The organism is Aeromonas intestinalis, assembly GCF_054052485.1.
Genome location: NZ_JBSTYK010000013.1, coordinates 36,165 through 53,686 on the forward strand (window position 1 = coordinate 36,165; position 17,522 = coordinate 53,686).

The window sequence follows — 17,522 nt, forward strand, 5'->3', positions numbered from 1 at the left end:
CTCTATCTGACGGTTTATCTGTTGCTACCACTGCCCATGCCATGTTGAAGCGATATCACATGGACATCACCGTTATAGTTCACATTCACAGCATTGATATTTTCCCCTGCTGGAAGTTGCAGTTGAGCCGTTTTACCCGGGATGGCAGCCATCATGCCCAGCTCGATGCCATCGCTCGTGGAAATGGTCACCTTGTCGGTACTGCGTGCATCGGTGCTCCAATCCATGTAGATGATATTATGCCCGACACGCACCGTATAAGGTGCTGCCGTTTGTGCAAAAGCCGAGAAACTGCCGACCGTGAGTACACACGCCATAATGGCACCCGTATTAACCTTCATATACCACCTCTTCTTTTCATGATTGGGATGATATGAAGACTATAAGAGGCCGATGATTACCCCAGGCTGTCTTGAATATTACAAAATGGTCATCCAGGTACGGCAATGCCATGCCATCGAGCCGCCGACGCAGGCCACCAGCCCGAGCCATACACCAGGTTCGACGAGTTGTCGGTTCATCACTGACAGACTCATGTCCTCCCCCTTCTTTCAGCTCCCTCACTCGTGCCGACAGATTAGAAGGCCTTATATGAAAACATTTTCATTCACAATTCTTAATTAAATTCGCCTGTTCGATTTTCAACCACCTGGATTTCATCAATGCTACTGGCCGAACGAGGTTGTTTGTCGTCCGTTCGATAGCAGGCAGTGATAACCAATAACAACGTCGAAGGGAAAATCGTCATGCATCACACACTGTTGCGAACCGCCCTGCTCGCCGCGGCACTCGGCTCATTCAGCCAGAGTGCCAGCGCCGAAGGGGTCATGGTTCACCTGTTCCAATGGAAGTTCAACGACATCGCCAACGAGTGCGAAACCGTGCTCGGCCCCAAGGGCTTTGGCGGCGTCCAGATCACCCCACCGGCCGAACACAAGCAGGGCAGCGAGTACTGGTGGACCGTCTACCAGCCGGTCAGCTTCAAGAATTTCAACAGCTTCGGCGGTAGCGAGGCGGAACTCCGGAGCATGATCGCCCGCTGCAATGCCGCCGGGGTCAAGATTTACGCCGACGCCGTCTTCAACCAGCTCGCCTCCGGCAGCGGCACCGCCACAGGGGGCGGCAGCTACAACTCGGGCCAGTTCCAGTATCCCCAGTTCGGTTACAACGACTTCCATCACAACGGCGACATCACCAACTACGGTGACAGCTACAACGTCTGGAACGGCGCCCTCTACGGCATGCCGGATCTGAACACCGGCTCGGTCTATGTGCAGGACCAGATAGCGACCTACATGAAGACCCTGCTCGGCTGGGGGGTCGCCGGTTTTCGCATCGATGCGGCCAAACACATGGCGCCCGCCGAGGTGAAGGCGATCCTCGACAAGGCAGGCAACCCCAAGGCCTATCTGGAGGTGATCGGCGCCGGCGGTGAATCCGCCGACATCCAGCCCAATCGTTACACCTACATCAACCGGGTCACCGACTTCAAATACGGCACCGACTTGGCCGCCAACTTCAACGGCCAGATCAAGAACCTCAAGACCCTCGGCGAGAGCTGGGGCCTGCTCCCCACCGACAAGGCCTTCATCTTCGTGGTCAACCACGACCGCGAGCGCGGCCACGGGGGGGGCGGCATGCTCACCTTCATGAACGGCGCCCGCTATGAGCTGGCCAACACCTTCATGATGGCCTGGCCCTATGGCTGGAAGCAGGTGATGTCCGGCTACCGCTTCGCCGACATGGGCAAATACGAGACCGACAAGGGGGCACCGGCCAGCACGCCCTGCTCCGACAGCCAGTGGAACTGCGAGCAGCGCCGCCCGACCATCATGAACATGGCCCTGTTCCACAATCGCACCGAGGGCACGGCGGTCAGCAACTGGTGGGACAACGGCAACAACCAGATAGCCTTCAGCCGGGGGGACAAGGGTTTCGTCGCCATCAACAACGAGAGCGGCAGCCTCGTCGCGGCGGTGCAGACCGGCCTGCCGGCCGGGGAGTACTGCAACATCCTGAGCGGCAACGACTACTGCAGCGGCGCCTATATCCAGGTCGATGGCAGCGGCAAGGCCAGCCTGAACCTGGCGGGCATGAAGGCCGCCGCCATCGTCGCCGGTTGTACCAAAGCCAGCCCCTGTGGCGGCACCACCCTGCCCGGCAACAAGTTCAGCAGCCTGAACATTCGCGGCACCCACAACGCCTGGGGCAACACCCCCATGCAGGTTGATGCCAACCGCGTCTGGTCCGCCACCCTCACCCTCAGCGGTGCCGGTGACGCAACGGGAGCCCAGCGCTTCAAGTTCGACGTCTTTGGCAACTGGGCCGAGAACTACGGCGACACCGAGGGAGATGGCATCGCCGACAAGGACAGCAACAAGGACATCCTGGTCAGCGGCGTCGGCCAGTATCGCGTAACCCTGAACGAAAGCGATCTGCGCTACACCATCACCCCCCTCACCACCAATCAGGCACCGGTCGCCGTCCTCACCCCCAAGGCCATCACGGTCAAGCCGGGGGATAGCGTGGTGTTCGATGCCTCCGCCTCCCACGACGATGCCGACGGGCTCAGCTACGCCTGGTCCAGCGGGGGCAACGGCACGACGGAAACGGTGCAGTTCGATACCCTGGGCAGCCACACCATTACCCTCACCGTCACCGATGCCGAGGGGCTGACCGCCAGCGCCAGCGCGACCGTCACCGTCACCGACGGCAACGGCGCCTACGCCAGCGTGCTGCCGACCCTGAGCTTCCGCGGCACCCCCAATGGTTGGGGGGCACTGGCCATGACCCTGGTAGCCGACAACCAGTGGGAAGCGCAGGTCACCTTCGATGGGCAAGCCAACCAACGCTTCAAATTCGACGTCAAAGGGGACTGGAGCCAGAACTACGGCGACAACAATCAGGACGGGGTGGCCGAATCCGGGGGCAATGACATCACCACCACAGTGACCGGGCTATATCGGGTGCGTTTCAACGACCTGACCCGGGCCTACAGCCTGACTCCGGTGAATGTCGGCTACGCACACACCTTCCCCAGTCTGCATCTGCGCGGTACCCCCAACAGCTGGGGCAGCGCGCCCATGGCGCTGGTGGGAGACCACCAATGGCAGGTCAGCGTCAACTTCAGCGGCGCCGGGGATGCCAGCGGCAGCCAGCGTTTCAAGTTTGACGTCAAGGGTGACTGGAGCCAGAACTACGGCGACACCAACAAGGACGGGGTGGCCGAATCCGGTGGGGCCGACATCACCACCACGCTGGTCGGCACCTATCTGGTGCGCTTCAACGACCAGACCCTGGCCTACAACCTGAGCGCCCAATAGGAAATGACCCTGCCGGGGGTCAGGCAACCGGCAATCGTCATTCTGGCCTCCTGCCCGACTGGGTGGGAGGCCATTTTCATGCCGGTGAAAATTGTGACCATTAAAACTTTATTCTCGCTGCATCGAGATATAACACCAACAAACAGAAAAATTGCGGAGCAATATTTCACCAACAAATAAATCTTCAATCACTACTACTGTTTCAGCCGGGAAAACATGCATATCGTTCACATGTTGACCGAAAGCCTAACGTTTAAACCATTGATTAATATCAAGATGCTTTCCCCTCCTCGCCCCAAATATGAGTGCAGTCATTTCACTCTTCCTATTTCACAGGGCATCAGCATGAATGATCGAACCCAGGCAATACCGGTACAACTGGCATTTCCCCTCTGGAAGGGGGGGCTCACTTTACTATTTGGCGCCATTCTTTGGCTGATCCCCGCCCCTGACGGGCTCGCGGACAATGCCTGGCATATGTTTGCCATCTTCGCGACCACCATCTTCGCCATCATCATCAAAGTCATGCCGATGGGTGCCGTCACCATGATTGCCCTCATCGTCTCCGCCCTGACCGGCGTCACCCCGTTGAATGGCAAGGGCGACCAGGTCGCGGCGCTGTCGGGCTTTGCCAATGGCACCATCTGGCTCATAGGTATCGCCATGTTCATCTCCCGGGCCGTGATCAAGACAGGGCTCGGCAAGCGGGTCGCCCTCTGGTTCATCTCCAAGTTCGGATCCAACATGCTGGGGGTTGCCTACGGCCTGGCCCTCTCCGATCTGGTGCTTGGCCCGGGGATCCCGTCGGCCTCCGCCCGGGGCGGCGGCATCATGTACCCCATCACCCAGTCCATCGCCACCGCCTACCAGTCTGAACCCGGCCCCACCGCGAGACGGGCTGGCGCTTTCCTGATGCTGTGCGTCTCCCAGATCGATGCCATCGTCTGCACCATGTTCCTGACCGCCATGGCGGGCAACCCGCTGGTAGCGGAGCTGGCCAGAAGCCAGGGGGTCGACATCAGCTGGACCACCTGGTTTGTCGGTGCCATCGTACCGGGCATTGCCTCTTTGCTGCTGCTGCCGCTCGCCCTCTACTTCTTCTATCCTCCCGAGCTGAAGAAGACGCCGGCCATTCCTGGGCTCGCCCGCGAGCAGCTGCAGAAGATGGGCCCCATGTCCCTCGCCGAGAAGATCCTGGCGTTCGACTTCGTCTTGCTGATCCTGCTGTGGACCGTGGGCGATATGCTGTTCGCCATCCCGGCTACCCTCTCGGCCTTCATCGGCCTGGCGATCCTGCTCGTCTCCAACATCATGTCCTGGAAGAACATCATCGAAGAGCATACCGCCTGGGATACCATGTTCTGGTTTGCCGTGCTGGTGATGATGGCCAACGCCCTCAACAAATACGGCATGATCAACTGGATCTCGGGACATATCGTCAGCTATGTGGATCATCTGGACTGGCTGACGGTCTTCGCCATCCTGGTGCTGGTCTATTTCTATACCCGCTACTTCTTCGCCTCGGCCATGGCCCATATTTCCGCCATGTATCTGGCCTTCCTCGCCGTCGCCATCTCGGTCGGGGCGCCCCCCCTGTTCGCCGCCCTGGTGCTGGGTTATACCTCCAACCTCTCCATGGGGCTGACCCAGTACTCCGGCGGCCCGGGCCCAGCACTCTTCGGCTCAGGCTACAACAGCACGGGCCAATGGTGGGGCGTCAGCTTCCTCGTCTCCATCGTCTCCCTTCTCATCTGGATTGTGCTCGGCGGCGCCTGGATGAAGCTGGTCGGCTTCTGGTAAGCCAAGGGCTCGACCTGTCTGACTACGCGACCGGGCCCTGTGCCCGGTCGTGTTCTTTTTCCTGCATCGCACTCTTTCACCGACTCCCTCCTCATCTTTCATATCCCCGTCACCCGCGCACGGGCATACTGCATTTCGGATCCCATGCAGGAGCGCATATGAAACAACTGGAAGCCCTCAAGGCCGAGGGAAGGATTGAAGAGGCCAGACAGCACGGATTGCTGCAGATAGCGGAGCACCCGAAACACGCCGAACTGCATTACGAGGTGGCGGGTCTGCACGATCTGCTGGGGCGCGAGCAGCAGGCCATTCCCCTGTATCAGAGGGCCATCGCATTGGGACTGAGTGAGGATTCACTGCGCGGGGCCTGGCTCGGTCTTGGCAGCTCCTATCGCACGACTGGACATTATACCGAGGCGCTGGCCGCCTTCGAGCAGGGCCTGGCCCGCTTCCCCCATGCCCACGAATTCAAGGTCTTCGGTGCCATGGCCCGCTACAACCTGGGGCAATACAAGGAGGGGATGGAGCACCTGCTGGCGGTACTGGCCGAGACAGTCACGGATCCCGCCATTGCCCCCTATAGACGTGCCATTGCCCTCTATGCCGAGGATCTGGACAGACGCTGGTGAGGCGCCAGAAACGACAAAGCCGCTCATGATGAGCGGCTTTGTCTTGAATGTGGTGGCCCCTGCCCGACTTGAACGGGCGACCAATCGATTATGAGTCGACTGCTCTAACCAACTGAGCTAAGGGGCCAGAATCTTGGTTTTGCGGCGTGGATTATAGGGGATGAGGCAGGGCTCGTCCATAGGCAGATCAACCACTTGCCGAGTTTTTGTCCAACCCAAGCCTCCCCTGTCTAGGCGCTGATCCCAGCCCGTCGCCCCTAAAACAAAGCCCCGCATGGCGGGGCTTTTTGACAAGGTTTGTCGGCGACCTCAGGACTATTCGTCCAGGAAGCTGCGCAGTACTTCCGAGCGGCTCGGGTGGCGCAGTTTGCGCAGGGCCTTGGCTTCGATCTGACGAATACGCTCACGGGTGACGTCGAACTGCTTGCCCACTTCCTCGAGGGTGTGGTCAGTGTTCATGTCGATACCGAAACGCATGCGCAGTACCTTGGCTTCGCGGGCGGTCAGACCGGCCAGTACTTCGCGGGTAGCGTTGCGCAGGCTCTCGCTGGTGGCCGCATCCGCCGGCAGCGCCAGGGTGGTATCTTCGATGAAGTCGCCCAAGTGGGAGTCTTCATCATCACCGATGGGCGTCTCCATGGAGATGGGCTCTTTGGCGATCTTCAATACCTTGCGGATCTTGTCTTCCGGCATGCCCATGCGCATGGCCAGCTCTTCCGGGTTCGGTTCACGACCCATCTCCTGCAGCATCTGGCGGGAGATACGGTTGAGCTTGTTGATGGTCTCGATCATGTGCACCGGGATACGGATGGTACGGGCCTGATCCGCGATGGAGCGGGTAATGGCCTGACGGATCCACCAGGTGGCATAGGTCGAGAACTTGTAGCCACGACGGTATTCAAACTTGTCCACCGCCTTCATCAGACCGATGTTGCCCTCCTGGATCAGATCCAGGAACTGCAAGCCGCGGTTGGTGTATTTCTTGGCGATGGAGATAACCAGACGCAGGTTTGCCTCGACCATCTCTTTCTTCGCACGACGGGCCTTGGCCTCACCGATGCTCATGCGACGGTTGATGTCCTTGATCTGGGCGATGGAGAGGCCGGTCTCTTCTTCGATCTGTTGCAGCTTGCCGATGGCACGCAGCACGTCTTCGTCCATCTCCACCAGACGCGGTGACCACGCCTTGCTGGCCTGCTTCTGGTATTCAAACCAGGCAGTCTCGCACTCGTTGTTGGTGAAGGCAGCGACGAAGGTTTTCTTCGGCATCTTGGCCTGCTCAACGCAGAGTTTCATGATGATGCGTTCCTGCACACGGACCCGCTCCATCATTTCGCGCATGTTGTTGACCAGGCGATCGAACTGCTTGGGCATCAGGCGGAATTGACGGAACACATCGGCCAGCTGGGCAATCGCGGCCTGGGTGTCGTCGTGGGCACGGCCATTCTTCTGAATGGAGAGACGGGTTACTTCGTACTGGGCACGCAGCTCGCCGAATTTCTCGCGGGCGACTTCGGGATCCGGACCACCGTCTCCGTCGTCATCGCTGTCGCCGTCTTCATCTTCGTCTTCGTCTTCGTCTTCGTCTTCGTCAGCCAGGTCATCTTCGCTGAGCTCGGAACCGATGTGGGTGGCGGTCGGCGCCACATCGTCCGTTTCATTGGGATCGATAAAGCCGGAGATGATGTCAGACAGACGCAGCTGCTCGGCTTCGTACTTGTCGTACTGTTCGAGCAGGTAAGTGATGGCTTCAGGGTACTCGGCAACGGAGCTTTGTACCTGGTTGATACCGTCTTCGATCCGCTTGGCAATGTCGATTTCGCCTTCGCGGGTCAGCAGTTCGACGGTACCCATTTCCCGCATGTACATGCGGACGGGATCGGTCGTGCGACCAATCTCAGATTCAACAGATGCCAGAGCCTGGGCCGCTGCTTCGGCAGCGTCCTCATCGGCAGTACCACCTTCAGCCATGATCAGGTCATCGGCATCCGGGGCGTTTTCCACTACCTGGATACCCATATCGTTGATCATCTGGATGATGTCTTCGATCTGGTCGGAGTCGACGATGTCTTGCGGGAGGTGATCGTTCACCTCGGCATAGGTCAGGTAGCCCTGTTCTTTACCTTTGGCAACGAGGAGTTTAAGCTGAGACTGCGGGGTTTGCTCCATAGAACTCATCCGGTTGGTGTTGCTAGGTTGCGCGTACAGTGCGCTGCTGCGCAAATAGCCAATTCTAATAGAAAACCGCCAGACATGCTATGTCTGGTTGCGGCGTCGGTCATGAGAAACCCCTGCCCGCAGTATTGTCGGGGCCAGGCGGTTATAAAGTGTTTGCTTTTAATCCCGTCCATTCGGGCAACGGTATTTATATTGAGACTAATCACTCAAATATCAAGCCCCAGTCTCATTTCTTTTCTCCAATCTGCACCTCTCTGATCAGCATCATCAGCTCCTGGGTCTCTTCACTGCTGAGCCCTTGCTGGGCCACCTTGGCCTGCAGCTCCTCAATTCTCTGCTTGAGAAACTGGTTGATGAAGCCGACGAAGGTATCCTGCAATTCCCCCAGAATGTCCGGTTCCTGATCGAGTTTTATCTCCTCGAACAGATCGTGCATCGCCAGTTGGGCCAGGATCTCTCCCTCCTTGGTACCGCGCCAATGCTCCAGCAGAATGCCGGTGGTGATCCCCGGTTGGGAGAGGATCTGCTGGTGCAGTTGCAATAGGAACTGGATGCCCTGTACCCGCAATCCGGCAAGTTCCGGCATGGCGGGCAGCTCGGCCGTGACCGCCGGATATTGCAGCATCAGCGCCAGCGCCCGGCGTATGGGGGTCAGCTTGGCAGCCTTGGGCTTGATGACTTCGGCCTTCGGCTGGCTGCCGCGGGCGAACAGCTCGGCGATACGCTGCTTGTTCTCTCCCCAGCGCATCATGTTGGAGAGCCGGGTGATGAGTCCCTCCCGGGTGAAACCCTCCGGCACCCGGCGGATCAGCTCGGCCGCCTTGTTGGCCACCTCGAACTTGCCCGCTTCGCCGGAGAGCGCCGCATCCCGCCCGAGACGCTCGAACATGAAGTCCGCAAAAGGCTGAGCCTCGTCCAGCAGAGCTTCGAAGCCCTCCTTGCCGATCTGGCGCACCAGGGAGTCCGGATCCTCGCCATCCGGCAGGAACACGAACTTGAGCTCGCGCCCGTCCTGCAGGTGAGGCAGAGCATTATCCAGCGCCCGCCAGGCCGCCTCGCGACCGGCGTTGTCGCCGTCATAGCAGCACACCACCTCGGCCGTGGTGCGAAACAGGGTATGGATATGGTCGCTGGTGGTCGCCGTGCCCAGCGCCGCCACCGCATAATCGATGTCGTACTGGCCGAGCGCCACCACGTCCATGTAGCCTTCCACCACCAGGATCCGGCGCGGATCCTTGTGCGCCTGCTTCACTTCATAGAGGCCAAACAGCTCGCGTCCCTTGTGAAAGATGGGAGTCTCCGGCGAGTTCAGATACTTGGGGGTACCGTCCCCCAATACCCGGCCACCGAAACCGATGACGCGGCCACGCTTGTCACGAATGGGGAACATGATGCGATCGCGGAAACGATCATAGCTGCCAGGCCCGCTGTCACGGGGGATCAGCATGCCGCCCGAGATGAGCAGTTGTTCATGATCCCGGCTACCACCAAAGCGTCGTCTGACCTGATCCCAGTCACCCGGGGCATAACCGATATTGAAGCGCTTGACCACTTCCCCAGTCAGACCGCGTCCCTTCAGGTAATCCACCGCCTGGGGGGCACTCTTGAGATTGCTCTCGTAGAAGCGGGCGATCTGGTTCATCAGTTCATAGAGATCCTTGCTGACGGCAGGTTGCGCCTTGTTGGCACCACCTGCGCTCTGCTCGCGGGGCACTTGCATCCCCTGCAGATTGGCCAGCTCTTCGATGGCATCGGGAAATTCGAGTCCGTCGTACTCCATGACAAAACCGATGGCATTGCCGTGGGCACCGCAACCGAAGCAGTGATAGAACTGCTTCTCCTGACTGACGGTGAAGGAGGGGGTTTTTTCGTTATGAAACGGGCAGCAAGCCTGATAGTTCTTGCCGGCTTTTTTCAACCGCACTCGCGAGTCGATCAGCTCGACGATGTCTGTGCGTACGAGCAGATCATCGATAAAGGATTGTGGGATCCTGCCTGCCATAACCGTCCTGTTTCATTGAAAATAAAAAAGCCGCGCATTCACAGGGAAGCACGGCTTCTTTCGACTAACAAGAGAAATGCCTGTTACGCCAAGCGGGTTTTCACCTGCGCACTGACGGCGCCGACATCGGCACGCCCCTGAATTTTCGGCTTCAAGACAGCCATGACTTTACCCATATCGCCCATGACGGCAGCCCCACTCTCAGTGATGGCTTGCTCGATCAGGCTGGCAACCTCGTCTGCGGTCAGTTGCTGTGGCAGGAATTCCTGCAGCACCTGGATCTCGGCAAACTCTTTGTCGGCAAGATCCTGACGACCGGCAGCTTCAAATTGACTGATGGAATCACGGCGCTGTTTGACCATCTTGGTCACGACAGCGAGGATATCCTCATCATTGAGCTCGACACGGGTATCGATTTCACGCTGTTTGATTTCTGCCATCAACAAACGGATCGTCCCCAGTCTGGCCTTGTCTTTGGCCAGCATGGCGAGTTTTTGTTGATCCTTGAGTTGATCCTTCAGAGACACGGCATGATCCCCCGATTAGTACAGGCGGATACGACGTGCGTTTTCGCGGGACAGCTTCTTGGCGTGACGCTTGACGGCGGACGCTTTGGCGCGCTTGCGAATGGTAGTCGGCTTCTCGTAGAACTCACGGCTACGAACTTCAGACAGGATACCGGCCTTTTCGCAAGAACGCTTGAAGCGACGCAGAGCAACGTCAAACGGCTCATTTTCACGGACTTTGATTACTGGCATGTGCCTTTCACCTCAGTGATATTTGGTTAGCTGACCTTCAATCGATCAGCATGTCTTAAAATGGTGCGAAATTATACTCTGGACAGGGAATGAAAGTAAACCCGCAGAGATCGCTCTGGTTTAAAAAACCCGCGAAGGTTACCATAGCCGTCTCATTTTAGCAGTGAAATTTTTTAGCAATGCGTGTATTGGGCATAGAGACATCCTGTGACGAAACCGGGATCGCGATCTTCGACGATCAAAAAGGGATCCTTTCCCATCAGTTATACAGCCAGGTCAAGCTGCATGCGGACTACGGCGGCGTGGTTCCCGAGCTCGCCAGCCGGGATCATGTGCGCAAGACGATCCCCTTGATCCAGGCCGCCTTGAAGGAGGCCGGGCTCGGCAAGGATGACATCGACGGCATCGCCTATACCGCGGGCCCGGGCTTGGTTGGCGCCATCCTGGTGGGAGCCACCATAGGTCGCTCCCTGGCCATGGCCTGGAACAAGCCGGCGGTGGCCGTGCACCACATGGAGGGTCACCTGCTGGCCCCCATGCTGGAAGAGCGATCCCCCGCGTTTCCCTTCGTGGCACTGCTGGTCTCCGGTGGCCACTCCATGCTGGTGCGGGTCGATGGCATCGGCAGCTATGAGCTGCTGGGGGAATCCATCGACGACGCCGCCGGCGAAGCCTTCGACAAGACCGCCAAGCTGATGGGGCTGGACTATCCGGGCGGCCCCCTACTCTCCCGTCTGGCCGCGAAAGGTACCAAGGGGCGCTTCACCTTCCCCCGTCCCATGACCGACAGGCCGGGCCTCGACATGAGCTTCTCCGGCCTCAAGACCTTCGCCGCCAACACCATCGCCGCCAACGGTGACGACGAGCAGACCCGCGCTGACATCGCCCGCGCCTTCGAAGATGCCGTGGTCGATACCCTGGCCATCAAGTGTCGTCGCGCCTTGAAGGAGACCGGTCTCAACCGTCTGGTGGTGGCCGGCGGCGTCAGTGCCAACCGTCACCTGCGGGCCCAGTTGGCCGAGCTGATGGAGAGCCTGCATGGCGAAGTGTTCTATCCGCGTACCGAGTACTGCACCGACAACGGCGCCATGATCGCCTACGCCGGCATGCAGCGCCTGAAGGCGGGGGTATTCGAGCCCCTGGTGGTCAAGGCCGTGCCACGCTGGCCGCTGGACACCCTGGATCCGGTGTGATTCACAGGATCCATTACCATATAAAAAAGGGGCCGATGGCCCCTTTTTTTTGTTTCTGACTGCTTTGATTAGTTGGTACGGAACAAGGCCTCGATGGAGAGCCCCTGTCCCAGCAGGATCTCCCGCAGGCGGCGCAACCCCTCAACCTGAATTTGGCGCACCCGCTCCCGGGTCAGGCCTATCTCGGCCCCCACGTCTTCCAGGGTCGCCGGCTCATAGCCGAGCAAGCCGAAGCGACGGGCCAACACTTCCCGCTGCTTGGGATTGAGCTCCTCCAGCCAGTGCACGATGCTGGCACGCATGTCGTCGTCCTGGGACTCCAGCTCAGGGCCCATACCGCGCTCGTCGGAGAGCACGTCCAGCAGCGCCTTGTCCCGATCGCCGCCGATGGGGGTATCCACCGAGGTGATCTTCTCGTTGAGCTTGAGCATGCGGTTCACGTCGTCCACCGAGCGATCCAGCGCATGGGCGATGTCTTCGGCGGTGGGTTCGTGATCGAGGCGGTGGGAGAGCTCCCGGGCGGTACGCAGGTAGACGTTCAGCTCCTTGACCACATGAATGGGCAGACGGATGGTGCGAGTCTGGTTCATGATGGCCCGCTCTATGGTCTGGCGGATCCACCAGGTGGCATAGGTGGAGAAACGGAAGCCGCGTTCCGGGTCGAACTTCTCGACCGCGCGGATAAGACCGAGGTTGCCCTCTTCAATGAGATCCAGCAGCACCAGGCCGCGATTGTTGTAGCGTCTGGCAATCTTCACCACCAGGCGCAGGTTGGATTCGATCATGCGCTTGCGGGCTGCTTTGTCACCCCGCAAGGCACGACGAGCGTAATAGACTTCCTCTTCGGCCGTGAGCAAGGGGGAGAATCCTATCTCCCCCAGATAGAGCTGGGTGGCATCCATCACCTTGTTCAGTTCAGGTACCAGCAGCTCGTCGGAGATCGTCTCCTCGGCTTCTGCAGTCACCTCCTGAACCTCTTCTTCCTCCTGGGTTTCCAGCTCTTCGTCGAACTCTAACTCTGCATCCTGCATTACCAGTTGTTCTTGGCTCATGTTATGTCTCCCTGAACTGAACCAGAGTAAGACCTAGCTCTCTGGGTTAACGCTTTGGCAAATAACCCATCGGGTTGATTGACTTGCCTTTGTACCGGATTTCAAAGTGCAAGCGCACATCCGGTGCATCCGTGCTACCCATATTGGCGATGACGGCTCCGCCCTTGACGGAGTCTCCCTCCTTCACCCGCAACTCGTCGTTGTGGGCATAGGCAGAGAGGTAGTCATCGTTGTGCTTCAGAATGATCAGCTTGCCGTAACCTCGCAGTGCACTGCCCGCGTAAACCACCTTGCCACCGCTGGCGGCGTAGATGGGTTGCCCCTTCTGACCCGAGATGTCGATGCCCTTGTTGCCCTGTTCAGCCACAGAGAAGCCTTCGACGATTCTGCCTTGGGTCGGCCAGTGCCACGCGAGTGTCGACGAGGAACTGCTGGTTTTTTGTTCTTTCGGCTGAGCGTATGCTGTTGAAGATGCCGGAGCAATGCTTTTTTGCGAGATGAACGGAGTGGTCGTACCTGTTGGTGCCGTGGCCAGGGGTTTGGGTCCCGAACTGGTCACTGCCGTGCTGGCCACCATCTGGCTGCTGCCCGTGCTGGCGGCCGTCGGTACGCTCAGCACCTGACCGACATGGAGTCCGTACGGAGCCTGCAGATTGTTGCGCTGGGCCAGGGTCTGGTTGGAGACGTTGAACTGGCGGCCAATGCTGCTCAAGGTGTCGCCGCGACGCACCTCGTAGGTGCCGTTGCCGGTGGCAACCGGGCGGCTCACCGCCATGCCGGTGCTGGCCACGGCACCAGAGGAGCCATCCAGTCGCAGCTGCTGACCCGGATAGATGTTGTAGGGAGGACTGATGCCGTTGAGGCTGGTCAGCGATGCGACATCCATGCCGGAGCGGAAGGCGATGGAGTAGAGGGTATCCCCTCTGACCACAGTGTAACTGCTGCCCTGGATGCCCGGCTTGGCCATGGCCTGACGGGTCGGAATGGTCGAGGCAATGGGGTCATTGCCCAGACTCTGCACCGGAGCAGCTGTCTTGCTGGAAGAGCAGGCAAGCAGCAGCCATGACAACACGACGACACTGCTACCTTGCCAAACACGCGAACGCATAGTGGATCCTTAACGACTAAACCAGAAATAGGCCACAACGGCCAAACCAATACAGAGCCAGCCCAGCACATCCACATAGTGCATCAGCTTGCGCTCCATCTTCTCACCGCCCCAGCGCATCAGGCCCGCGACGAGGAAGAAGCGCATACCACGCCCGATCAGCGAGGTCAGGATGAAGGGCAACAGTGCCATGTGGAGCAGTCCCGCCGTGACGGTAAACACCTTGTAGGGGATCGGCGTGAAACTGGCAATAAAAATCACCCAGATCCCCCATTGCTCAAACCACAGCTCGGCCAGGGCAATCTTGTCCTCATAACCGACCGAGACCACCAGGGGCTGCACCACGGGATCCCAGAGGGCATAGCCCAGCAGATAACCAAACAGCGCCCCCAGCACGGAGAAGAAGGTCGCGAGGCCGGCGTAGTGCCAGGCCCGTTGCGGCTTGCCGAGCGCCATGGGCGCCAGCATCACATCCACCGGAATGGGCCAGAAGATGGATTCGATAAAGGCGGTGATGGAAAGATACCAGGGGGCATATTTGTGGCGAGCCCACTGCATCACCAATACATAGAGGCGGGAAAACAACTTCACTCAACATCTCCGTCGATAAGGGGAACAAAACGCACCGGCTCCAGGATCCGGCTGGTCAGCTGGGAGCCGGATCGCTCGATCAGTTGCAGGGTCTGCTGGCTGTCACCCACCGGCAGCACCAGTCGACCCCCCTCGGCCAGCTGATCGGTCAGGGCCTTTGGCACCTCGCTCGCCGCCGCCGTCACCAGAATGGCATCGAAGGGGCCCTTGTTGGGCCAGCCCAGCCAGCCGTTGCCATGCTTGGCCGACACATTGTGCAAGTCGAGCTGACGCAGCCGACGCCGGGCCTGGAACTGCAGCGACTTGATCCGCTCCACCGTGTAGACATGCTCCACCAGATTGGCCAGCACGGCAGTCTGATAACCCGAGCCAGTGCCGATCTCCAGCACATGGGCCGGATCGTTTTGCATCAGCAGCTCGGTCATCCGCGCCACCATGTAGGGCTGCGAGATGGTTTGGCCGTGGCCGATGGGCAGGGCCGTGTTGTCCCAGGCCTTGTGGGCCATGGCCTCATCCACGAACAGCTGGCGCGGCACCTTGGCGATCGCCGCGAGCACGCGAAAATCCCGCACATCCTGGGCGATCAGCTGATTTAACAAGCGCTGGACTATCACAGCATCAACCCTGCAAATCCAGCCAGGCGCCCAGACCGGCCAGACTGTTGTAGGCCGTCATGTCGATGGTCAGCGGGGTGATGGAGACATAACCCTGCTCGATGGCGGCGAAGTCCGTGCCCTCCCCCGCATCCTGCTGGCTGCCCGGTGGGCCAATCCAGTAGATGGGCTGGCCACGGGGATCCTCGGTGCGGATCACCGATTCGGCGCGGTGGCGATTGCCAAGGCGGGTCACCTTGATGCCCTTGATCTGCGCCAGGGGCAGATCCGGCACATTGACGTTGAGGATCTGATCCGCCGGCAGGGGGTGCACCATCAGGCCCCGCACCAGCTGGGCCGCATAGTGGGCAGCGCTGGCGAAATGAGTCTTGCCCACCAGGGAGATGGCGATGGACGGGAAGCCCAGATGACGCCCCTCTGTCGCCGCCGCGACCGTGCCGGAGTAGATGACATCATCCCCCAGATTGGCGCCGTGGTTGATGCCGGCCACCACCATGTCGGGCTCCGGGCGCACCAGTTCGTTGACCGCCAGGTGCACGCAGTCCGTCGGCGTCCCCTTGACCGCATAATACCCGGTCTCGCTGATGCGGGTGACCCGCAACGGCACTTCCAGCGTCAGGGAGTGACTCGCCCCGCTGCGGTTGCGATCCGGCGCCACCACGATGACCTCGGCACAGGCCGCCAGCGCAGTGCTGAGGGCACGAATGCCCTCGGCGTGTACTCCATCGTCATTACTGACCAGAATTCGCATCGGTTGAATCCCTGAAACCGTGATCGGCCTCTTCGGCCTGCATTAACTCGCGCACCAGGCTGGTCGCAAAGGCGCCAGCCGGCAGGAAGAATGACAGGGTCAGCACCCCGGCTTCCTGCGTCCATTCCATCGCCTCTGGCTTGAGCAGCAGCGGACGCCTGTCCTGATCCAGCCCGGCTTTCTCGAGCCCCTCGCACCACTCGCGATAGGGGGCCAGCACGGATTGCTCGAACTCGGCGGCGGCGCCCTGGCTCGCCAGCCGGCCACGCCCCCACTGGGGCGCGGTGAGCTGCACATCGCCGGAGGCAAGACGCGCCTCAAGCTCCGGGGTCAGCGTCTCCTCGCTGAAGATGGAGTGGCTGCCTTTTAGCATCACGCAGTCACCGGCCAGCAGCTGATGGGCCAGGCCCTGCTCGATGCGGGCGCTGACGATGGCGTTGAACAGCATGCTGCGGGCGGCGGAGAGATACAAAGAACGCTTGTTGCGATCCTTGATCCGCTTGCCGCCAAACATCGCCTTGGCCGCCTCCAGGTTGTTGCCGCCCCGGCCGAAACGCTGCTCGCCGTAGTAGTTCGGCACCCCCTGGGTGGCGATGGCGTGCAGCCGGGACTCCAGCCCCTCGGGGTGCTCCAGCCCGGTGAGACGCAGGCGGAAGTGGTTGCCCTTGAGGTAGCCAACCCTAAGTTTCTTGTTGTGGCGCCTGGCTTGCAGGATCTGGATGCTGTCGCTCTGGACGACAGACAGGTCCGGCTCTCCCTTGCCCGGCAGGTGGATGCCGAACCACTGCTCGGTCACCGCGTGGCGGTCTTTCAGCCCCGCCCAGGTCACCGCATGGCGGGCAACGCCGGCGGCATCCGCCAGCAGGCCCGCCACCCAGGCGGTGTTCTCGCCAGTCTTGCGCACCCGCACGAAGATGTGTTCCCCCTCGCCGCAAGGCTCGAAACCGAGATCCTCGACCACCACGAAGTCACTGGCCTCGGCCTTGAGAATACCGCGGGCGGTCGGCGCCCCGTGCAGATAGCTAAGCTGTTCCAGCATCATTGTTTCACCAGTAAGACGACGGCTTCGGTGGCGATCCCTTCCTTGCGCCCCGTGAACCCAAGCTGTTCCGTGGTGGTCGCCTTGACATTCACCCGGTTCAAATCACATTGCAGATCCGCCGCCAGCACGGCGCACATGGCCTCGATATGGGGGGCCATCTTGGGGGCCTGGGCGATGATGGTCACATCCAGGTTGCCGATGGCATAACCCGATTTCAGCACCCGGGCATAGACGTCCCGCAGCAGGATACGGCTATCGATCCCCTTGAACTCGGCGACGGTATCGGGGAAATGGCGGCCGATGTCGCCGGCACCGATGGCCCCCAGCAGGGCGTCGCTCACCGCGTGCAGCACCACGTCGCCATCGGAGTGAGCCAGCAGACCCTGTTCATAGGGCACGGCGACCCCTCCCAGCATGCAGGGGCCGACACCACCAAACTTGTGTACATCAAACCCGTGTCCAATCCGCATCATGTCCGGCT

Annotated in this window: 15 protein-coding genes, 1 tRNA gene and 1 pseudogene; 4 read left to right on the forward strand and 13 right to left on the reverse strand. The window is 60.0% G+C overall.

The window, feature by feature from the left end:
- Positions 1–14 precede the first annotated feature (14 nt).
- Positions 15–341: a hypothetical protein gene (locus ACW5W7_RS16155; RefSeq protein WP_456502363.1), complete on the reverse strand. Its 327-nt coding sequence runs from the start codon at positions 339–341 to the stop codon at positions 15–17.
- A gap of 405 nt (positions 342–746) precedes the next feature.
- Here ACW5W7_RS16155 and ACW5W7_RS16160 point away from each other — a divergent pair, with 405 nt between their 5' ends.
- The 3 genes from ACW5W7_RS16160 to ACW5W7_RS16170 all read left to right on the forward strand — a co-directional run bounded on the left by ACW5W7_RS16160 (position 747) and on the right by ACW5W7_RS16170 (position 5,752).
- Positions 747–3,323, forward strand: coding sequence for an alpha amylase C-terminal domain-containing protein (locus tag ACW5W7_RS16160; RefSeq protein ID WP_456502364.1), 2,577 nt, complete (start codon positions 747–749; stop codon positions 3,321–3,323).
- Between the two features lie 345 nt (positions 3,324–3,668).
- A complete protein-coding gene (locus tag ACW5W7_RS16165) occupies positions 3,669–5,123 on the forward strand; it encodes a DASS family sodium-coupled anion symporter (protein ID WP_456502365.1) in 1,455 nt (484 codons plus the stop codon).
- A 158-nt stretch (positions 5,124–5,281) separates the two neighbouring features.
- Positions 5,282–5,752, forward strand: coding sequence for a tetratricopeptide repeat protein (locus ACW5W7_RS16170; protein ID WP_456502366.1), 471 nt, complete (start codon positions 5,282–5,284; stop codon positions 5,750–5,752).
- 50 nt (positions 5,753–5,802) lie between these two features.
- On the opposite strand, the gene ACW5W7_RS16175 is transcribed toward ACW5W7_RS16170, so the two are convergent.
- The 5 genes and pseudogenes from ACW5W7_RS16175 to rpsU all read right to left on the reverse strand — a co-directional run bounded on the left by ACW5W7_RS16175 (position 5,803) and on the right by rpsU (position 10,690).
- Positions 5,803–5,879 (reverse strand) — tRNA-Ile (locus ACW5W7_RS16175).
- A 188-nt stretch (positions 5,880–6,067) separates the two neighbouring features.
- Positions 6,068–7,960 carry an RNA polymerase sigma factor RpoD gene (gene rpoD / locus ACW5W7_RS16180; RefSeq protein ID WP_456502418.1) on the reverse strand — a complete coding sequence of 631 codons (1,893 nt, stop codon included), beginning with the start codon at positions 7,958–7,960 and terminating at the stop codon, positions 6,068–6,070.
- Between the two features lie 183 nt (positions 7,961–8,143).
- Positions 8,144–9,932 (reverse strand): annotated as a pseudogene (gene dnaG, locus ACW5W7_RS16185) (DNA primase).
- Positions 9,933–10,015: 83 nt separating this feature from the next.
- Entirely contained in the window at positions 10,016–10,459 is a 444-nt protein-coding gene (locus ACW5W7_RS16190) for a GatB/YqeY domain-containing protein (protein WP_349921031.1), read from the reverse strand.
- Positions 10,460–10,474: 15 nt separating this feature from the next.
- On the reverse strand, positions 10,475–10,690 hold the full coding sequence (rpsU, locus tag ACW5W7_RS16195; protein ID WP_005309452.1) for a 30S ribosomal protein S21: 216 nt from the start codon (positions 10,688–10,690) through the stop codon (positions 10,475–10,477).
- A gap of 179 nt (positions 10,691–10,869) precedes the next feature.
- Here rpsU and tsaD point away from each other — a divergent pair, with 179 nt between their 5' ends.
- The gene (tsaD, locus tag ACW5W7_RS16200; RefSeq protein ID WP_456502367.1) at positions 10,870–11,883 is read left to right on the forward strand and encodes a tRNA (adenosine(37)-N6)-threonylcarbamoyltransferase complex transferase subunit TsaD; all 1,014 of its coding nucleotides are present in this window, start codon (positions 10,870–10,872) and stop codon (positions 11,881–11,883) included.
- A gap of 68 nt (positions 11,884–11,951) precedes the next feature.
- Here tsaD and rpoS read toward each other — a convergent pair whose 3' ends face one another.
- The 7 genes from rpoS to ispF are packed head-to-tail and all read right to left on the reverse strand — an operon-like array spanning position 11,952 to position 17,514.
- Entirely contained in the window at positions 11,952–12,935 is a 984-nt protein-coding gene (gene rpoS, locus ACW5W7_RS16205; protein WP_349921027.1) for an RNA polymerase sigma factor RpoS, read from the reverse strand.
- Positions 12,936–12,981: 46 nt separating this feature from the next.
- Positions 12,982–14,043, reverse strand: coding sequence for a LysM peptidoglycan-binding domain-containing protein (locus tag ACW5W7_RS16210; RefSeq protein WP_349921026.1), 1,062 nt, complete (start codon positions 14,041–14,043; stop codon positions 12,982–12,984).
- Positions 14,044–14,052: 9 nt separating this feature from the next.
- A complete protein-coding gene (locus ACW5W7_RS16215; protein ID WP_349921025.1) occupies positions 14,053–14,634 on the reverse strand; it encodes a YqaA family protein in 582 nt (193 codons plus the stop codon).
- Entirely contained in the window at positions 14,631–15,248 is a 618-nt protein-coding gene (locus ACW5W7_RS16220) for a protein-L-isoaspartate(D-aspartate) O-methyltransferase (RefSeq protein WP_349921024.1), read from the reverse strand. Before ACW5W7_RS16220 ends, ACW5W7_RS16215 begins: the two co-directional genes overlap by 4 nt.
- 4 nt (positions 15,249–15,252) lie before the next feature.
- Positions 15,253–15,999: a 5'/3'-nucleotidase SurE gene (gene surE / locus ACW5W7_RS16225; protein ID WP_349921022.1), complete on the reverse strand. Its 747-nt coding sequence runs from the start codon at positions 15,997–15,999 to the stop codon at positions 15,253–15,255.
- Positions 15,980–17,038, reverse strand: a complete 1,059-nt coding sequence (truD, locus tag ACW5W7_RS16230) for a tRNA pseudouridine(13) synthase TruD (protein ID WP_456502419.1) — start codon at positions 17,036–17,038, stop codon at positions 15,980–15,982. Before truD ends, surE begins: the two co-directional genes overlap by 20 nt.
- The gene (gene ispF, locus ACW5W7_RS16235; protein WP_456502368.1) at positions 17,038–17,514 is read right to left on the reverse strand and encodes a 2-C-methyl-D-erythritol 2,4-cyclodiphosphate synthase; all 477 of its coding nucleotides are present in this window, start codon (positions 17,512–17,514) and stop codon (positions 17,038–17,040) included. The genes truD and ispF overlap by 1 nt, the downstream gene beginning before the upstream one ends.
- Positions 17,515–17,522 lie beyond the last annotated feature (8 nt).

Coding starts and splice junctions, on each gene's coding strand:
- ACW5W7_RS16155 (WP_456502363.1), bottom strand. CDS start 341: ATGAAGGTTAATACGGGTGCCATTATGGCGTGTGTACTCACGGTCGGC.
- ACW5W7_RS16160 (WP_456502364.1), top strand. CDS start 747: ATGCATCACACACTGTTGCGAACCGCCCTGCTCGCCGCGGCACTCGGC.
- ACW5W7_RS16165 (WP_456502365.1), top strand. CDS start 3,669: ATGAATGATCGAACCCAGGCAATACCGGTACAACTGGCATTTCCCCTC.
- ACW5W7_RS16170 (WP_456502366.1), top strand. CDS start 5,282: ATGAAACAACTGGAAGCCCTCAAGGCCGAGGGAAGGATTGAAGAGGCC.
- rpsU (WP_005309452.1), bottom strand. CDS start 10,690: ATGCCAGTAATCAAAGTCCGTGAAAATGAGCCGTTTGACGTTGCTCTG.
- tsaD (WP_456502367.1), top strand. CDS start 10,870: ATGCGTGTATTGGGCATAGAGACATCCTGTGACGAAACCGGGATCGCG.
- rpoS (WP_349921027.1), bottom strand. CDS start 12,935: ATGAGCCAAGAACAACTGGTAATGCAGGATGCAGAGTTAGAGTTCGAC.
- ACW5W7_RS16210 (WP_349921026.1), bottom strand. CDS start 14,043: ATGCGTTCGCGTGTTTGGCAAGGTAGCAGTGTCGTCGTGTTGTCATGG.
- surE (WP_349921022.1), bottom strand. CDS start 15,999: ATGCGAATTCTGGTCAGTAATGACGATGGAGTACACGCCGAGGGCATT.
- truD (WP_456502419.1), bottom strand. CDS start 17,038: ATGCTGGAACAGCTTAGCTATCTGCACGGGGCGCCGACCGCCCGCGGT.
- ispF (WP_456502368.1), bottom strand. CDS start 17,514: ATGATGCGGATTGGACACGGGTTTGATGTACACAAGTTTGGTGGTGTC.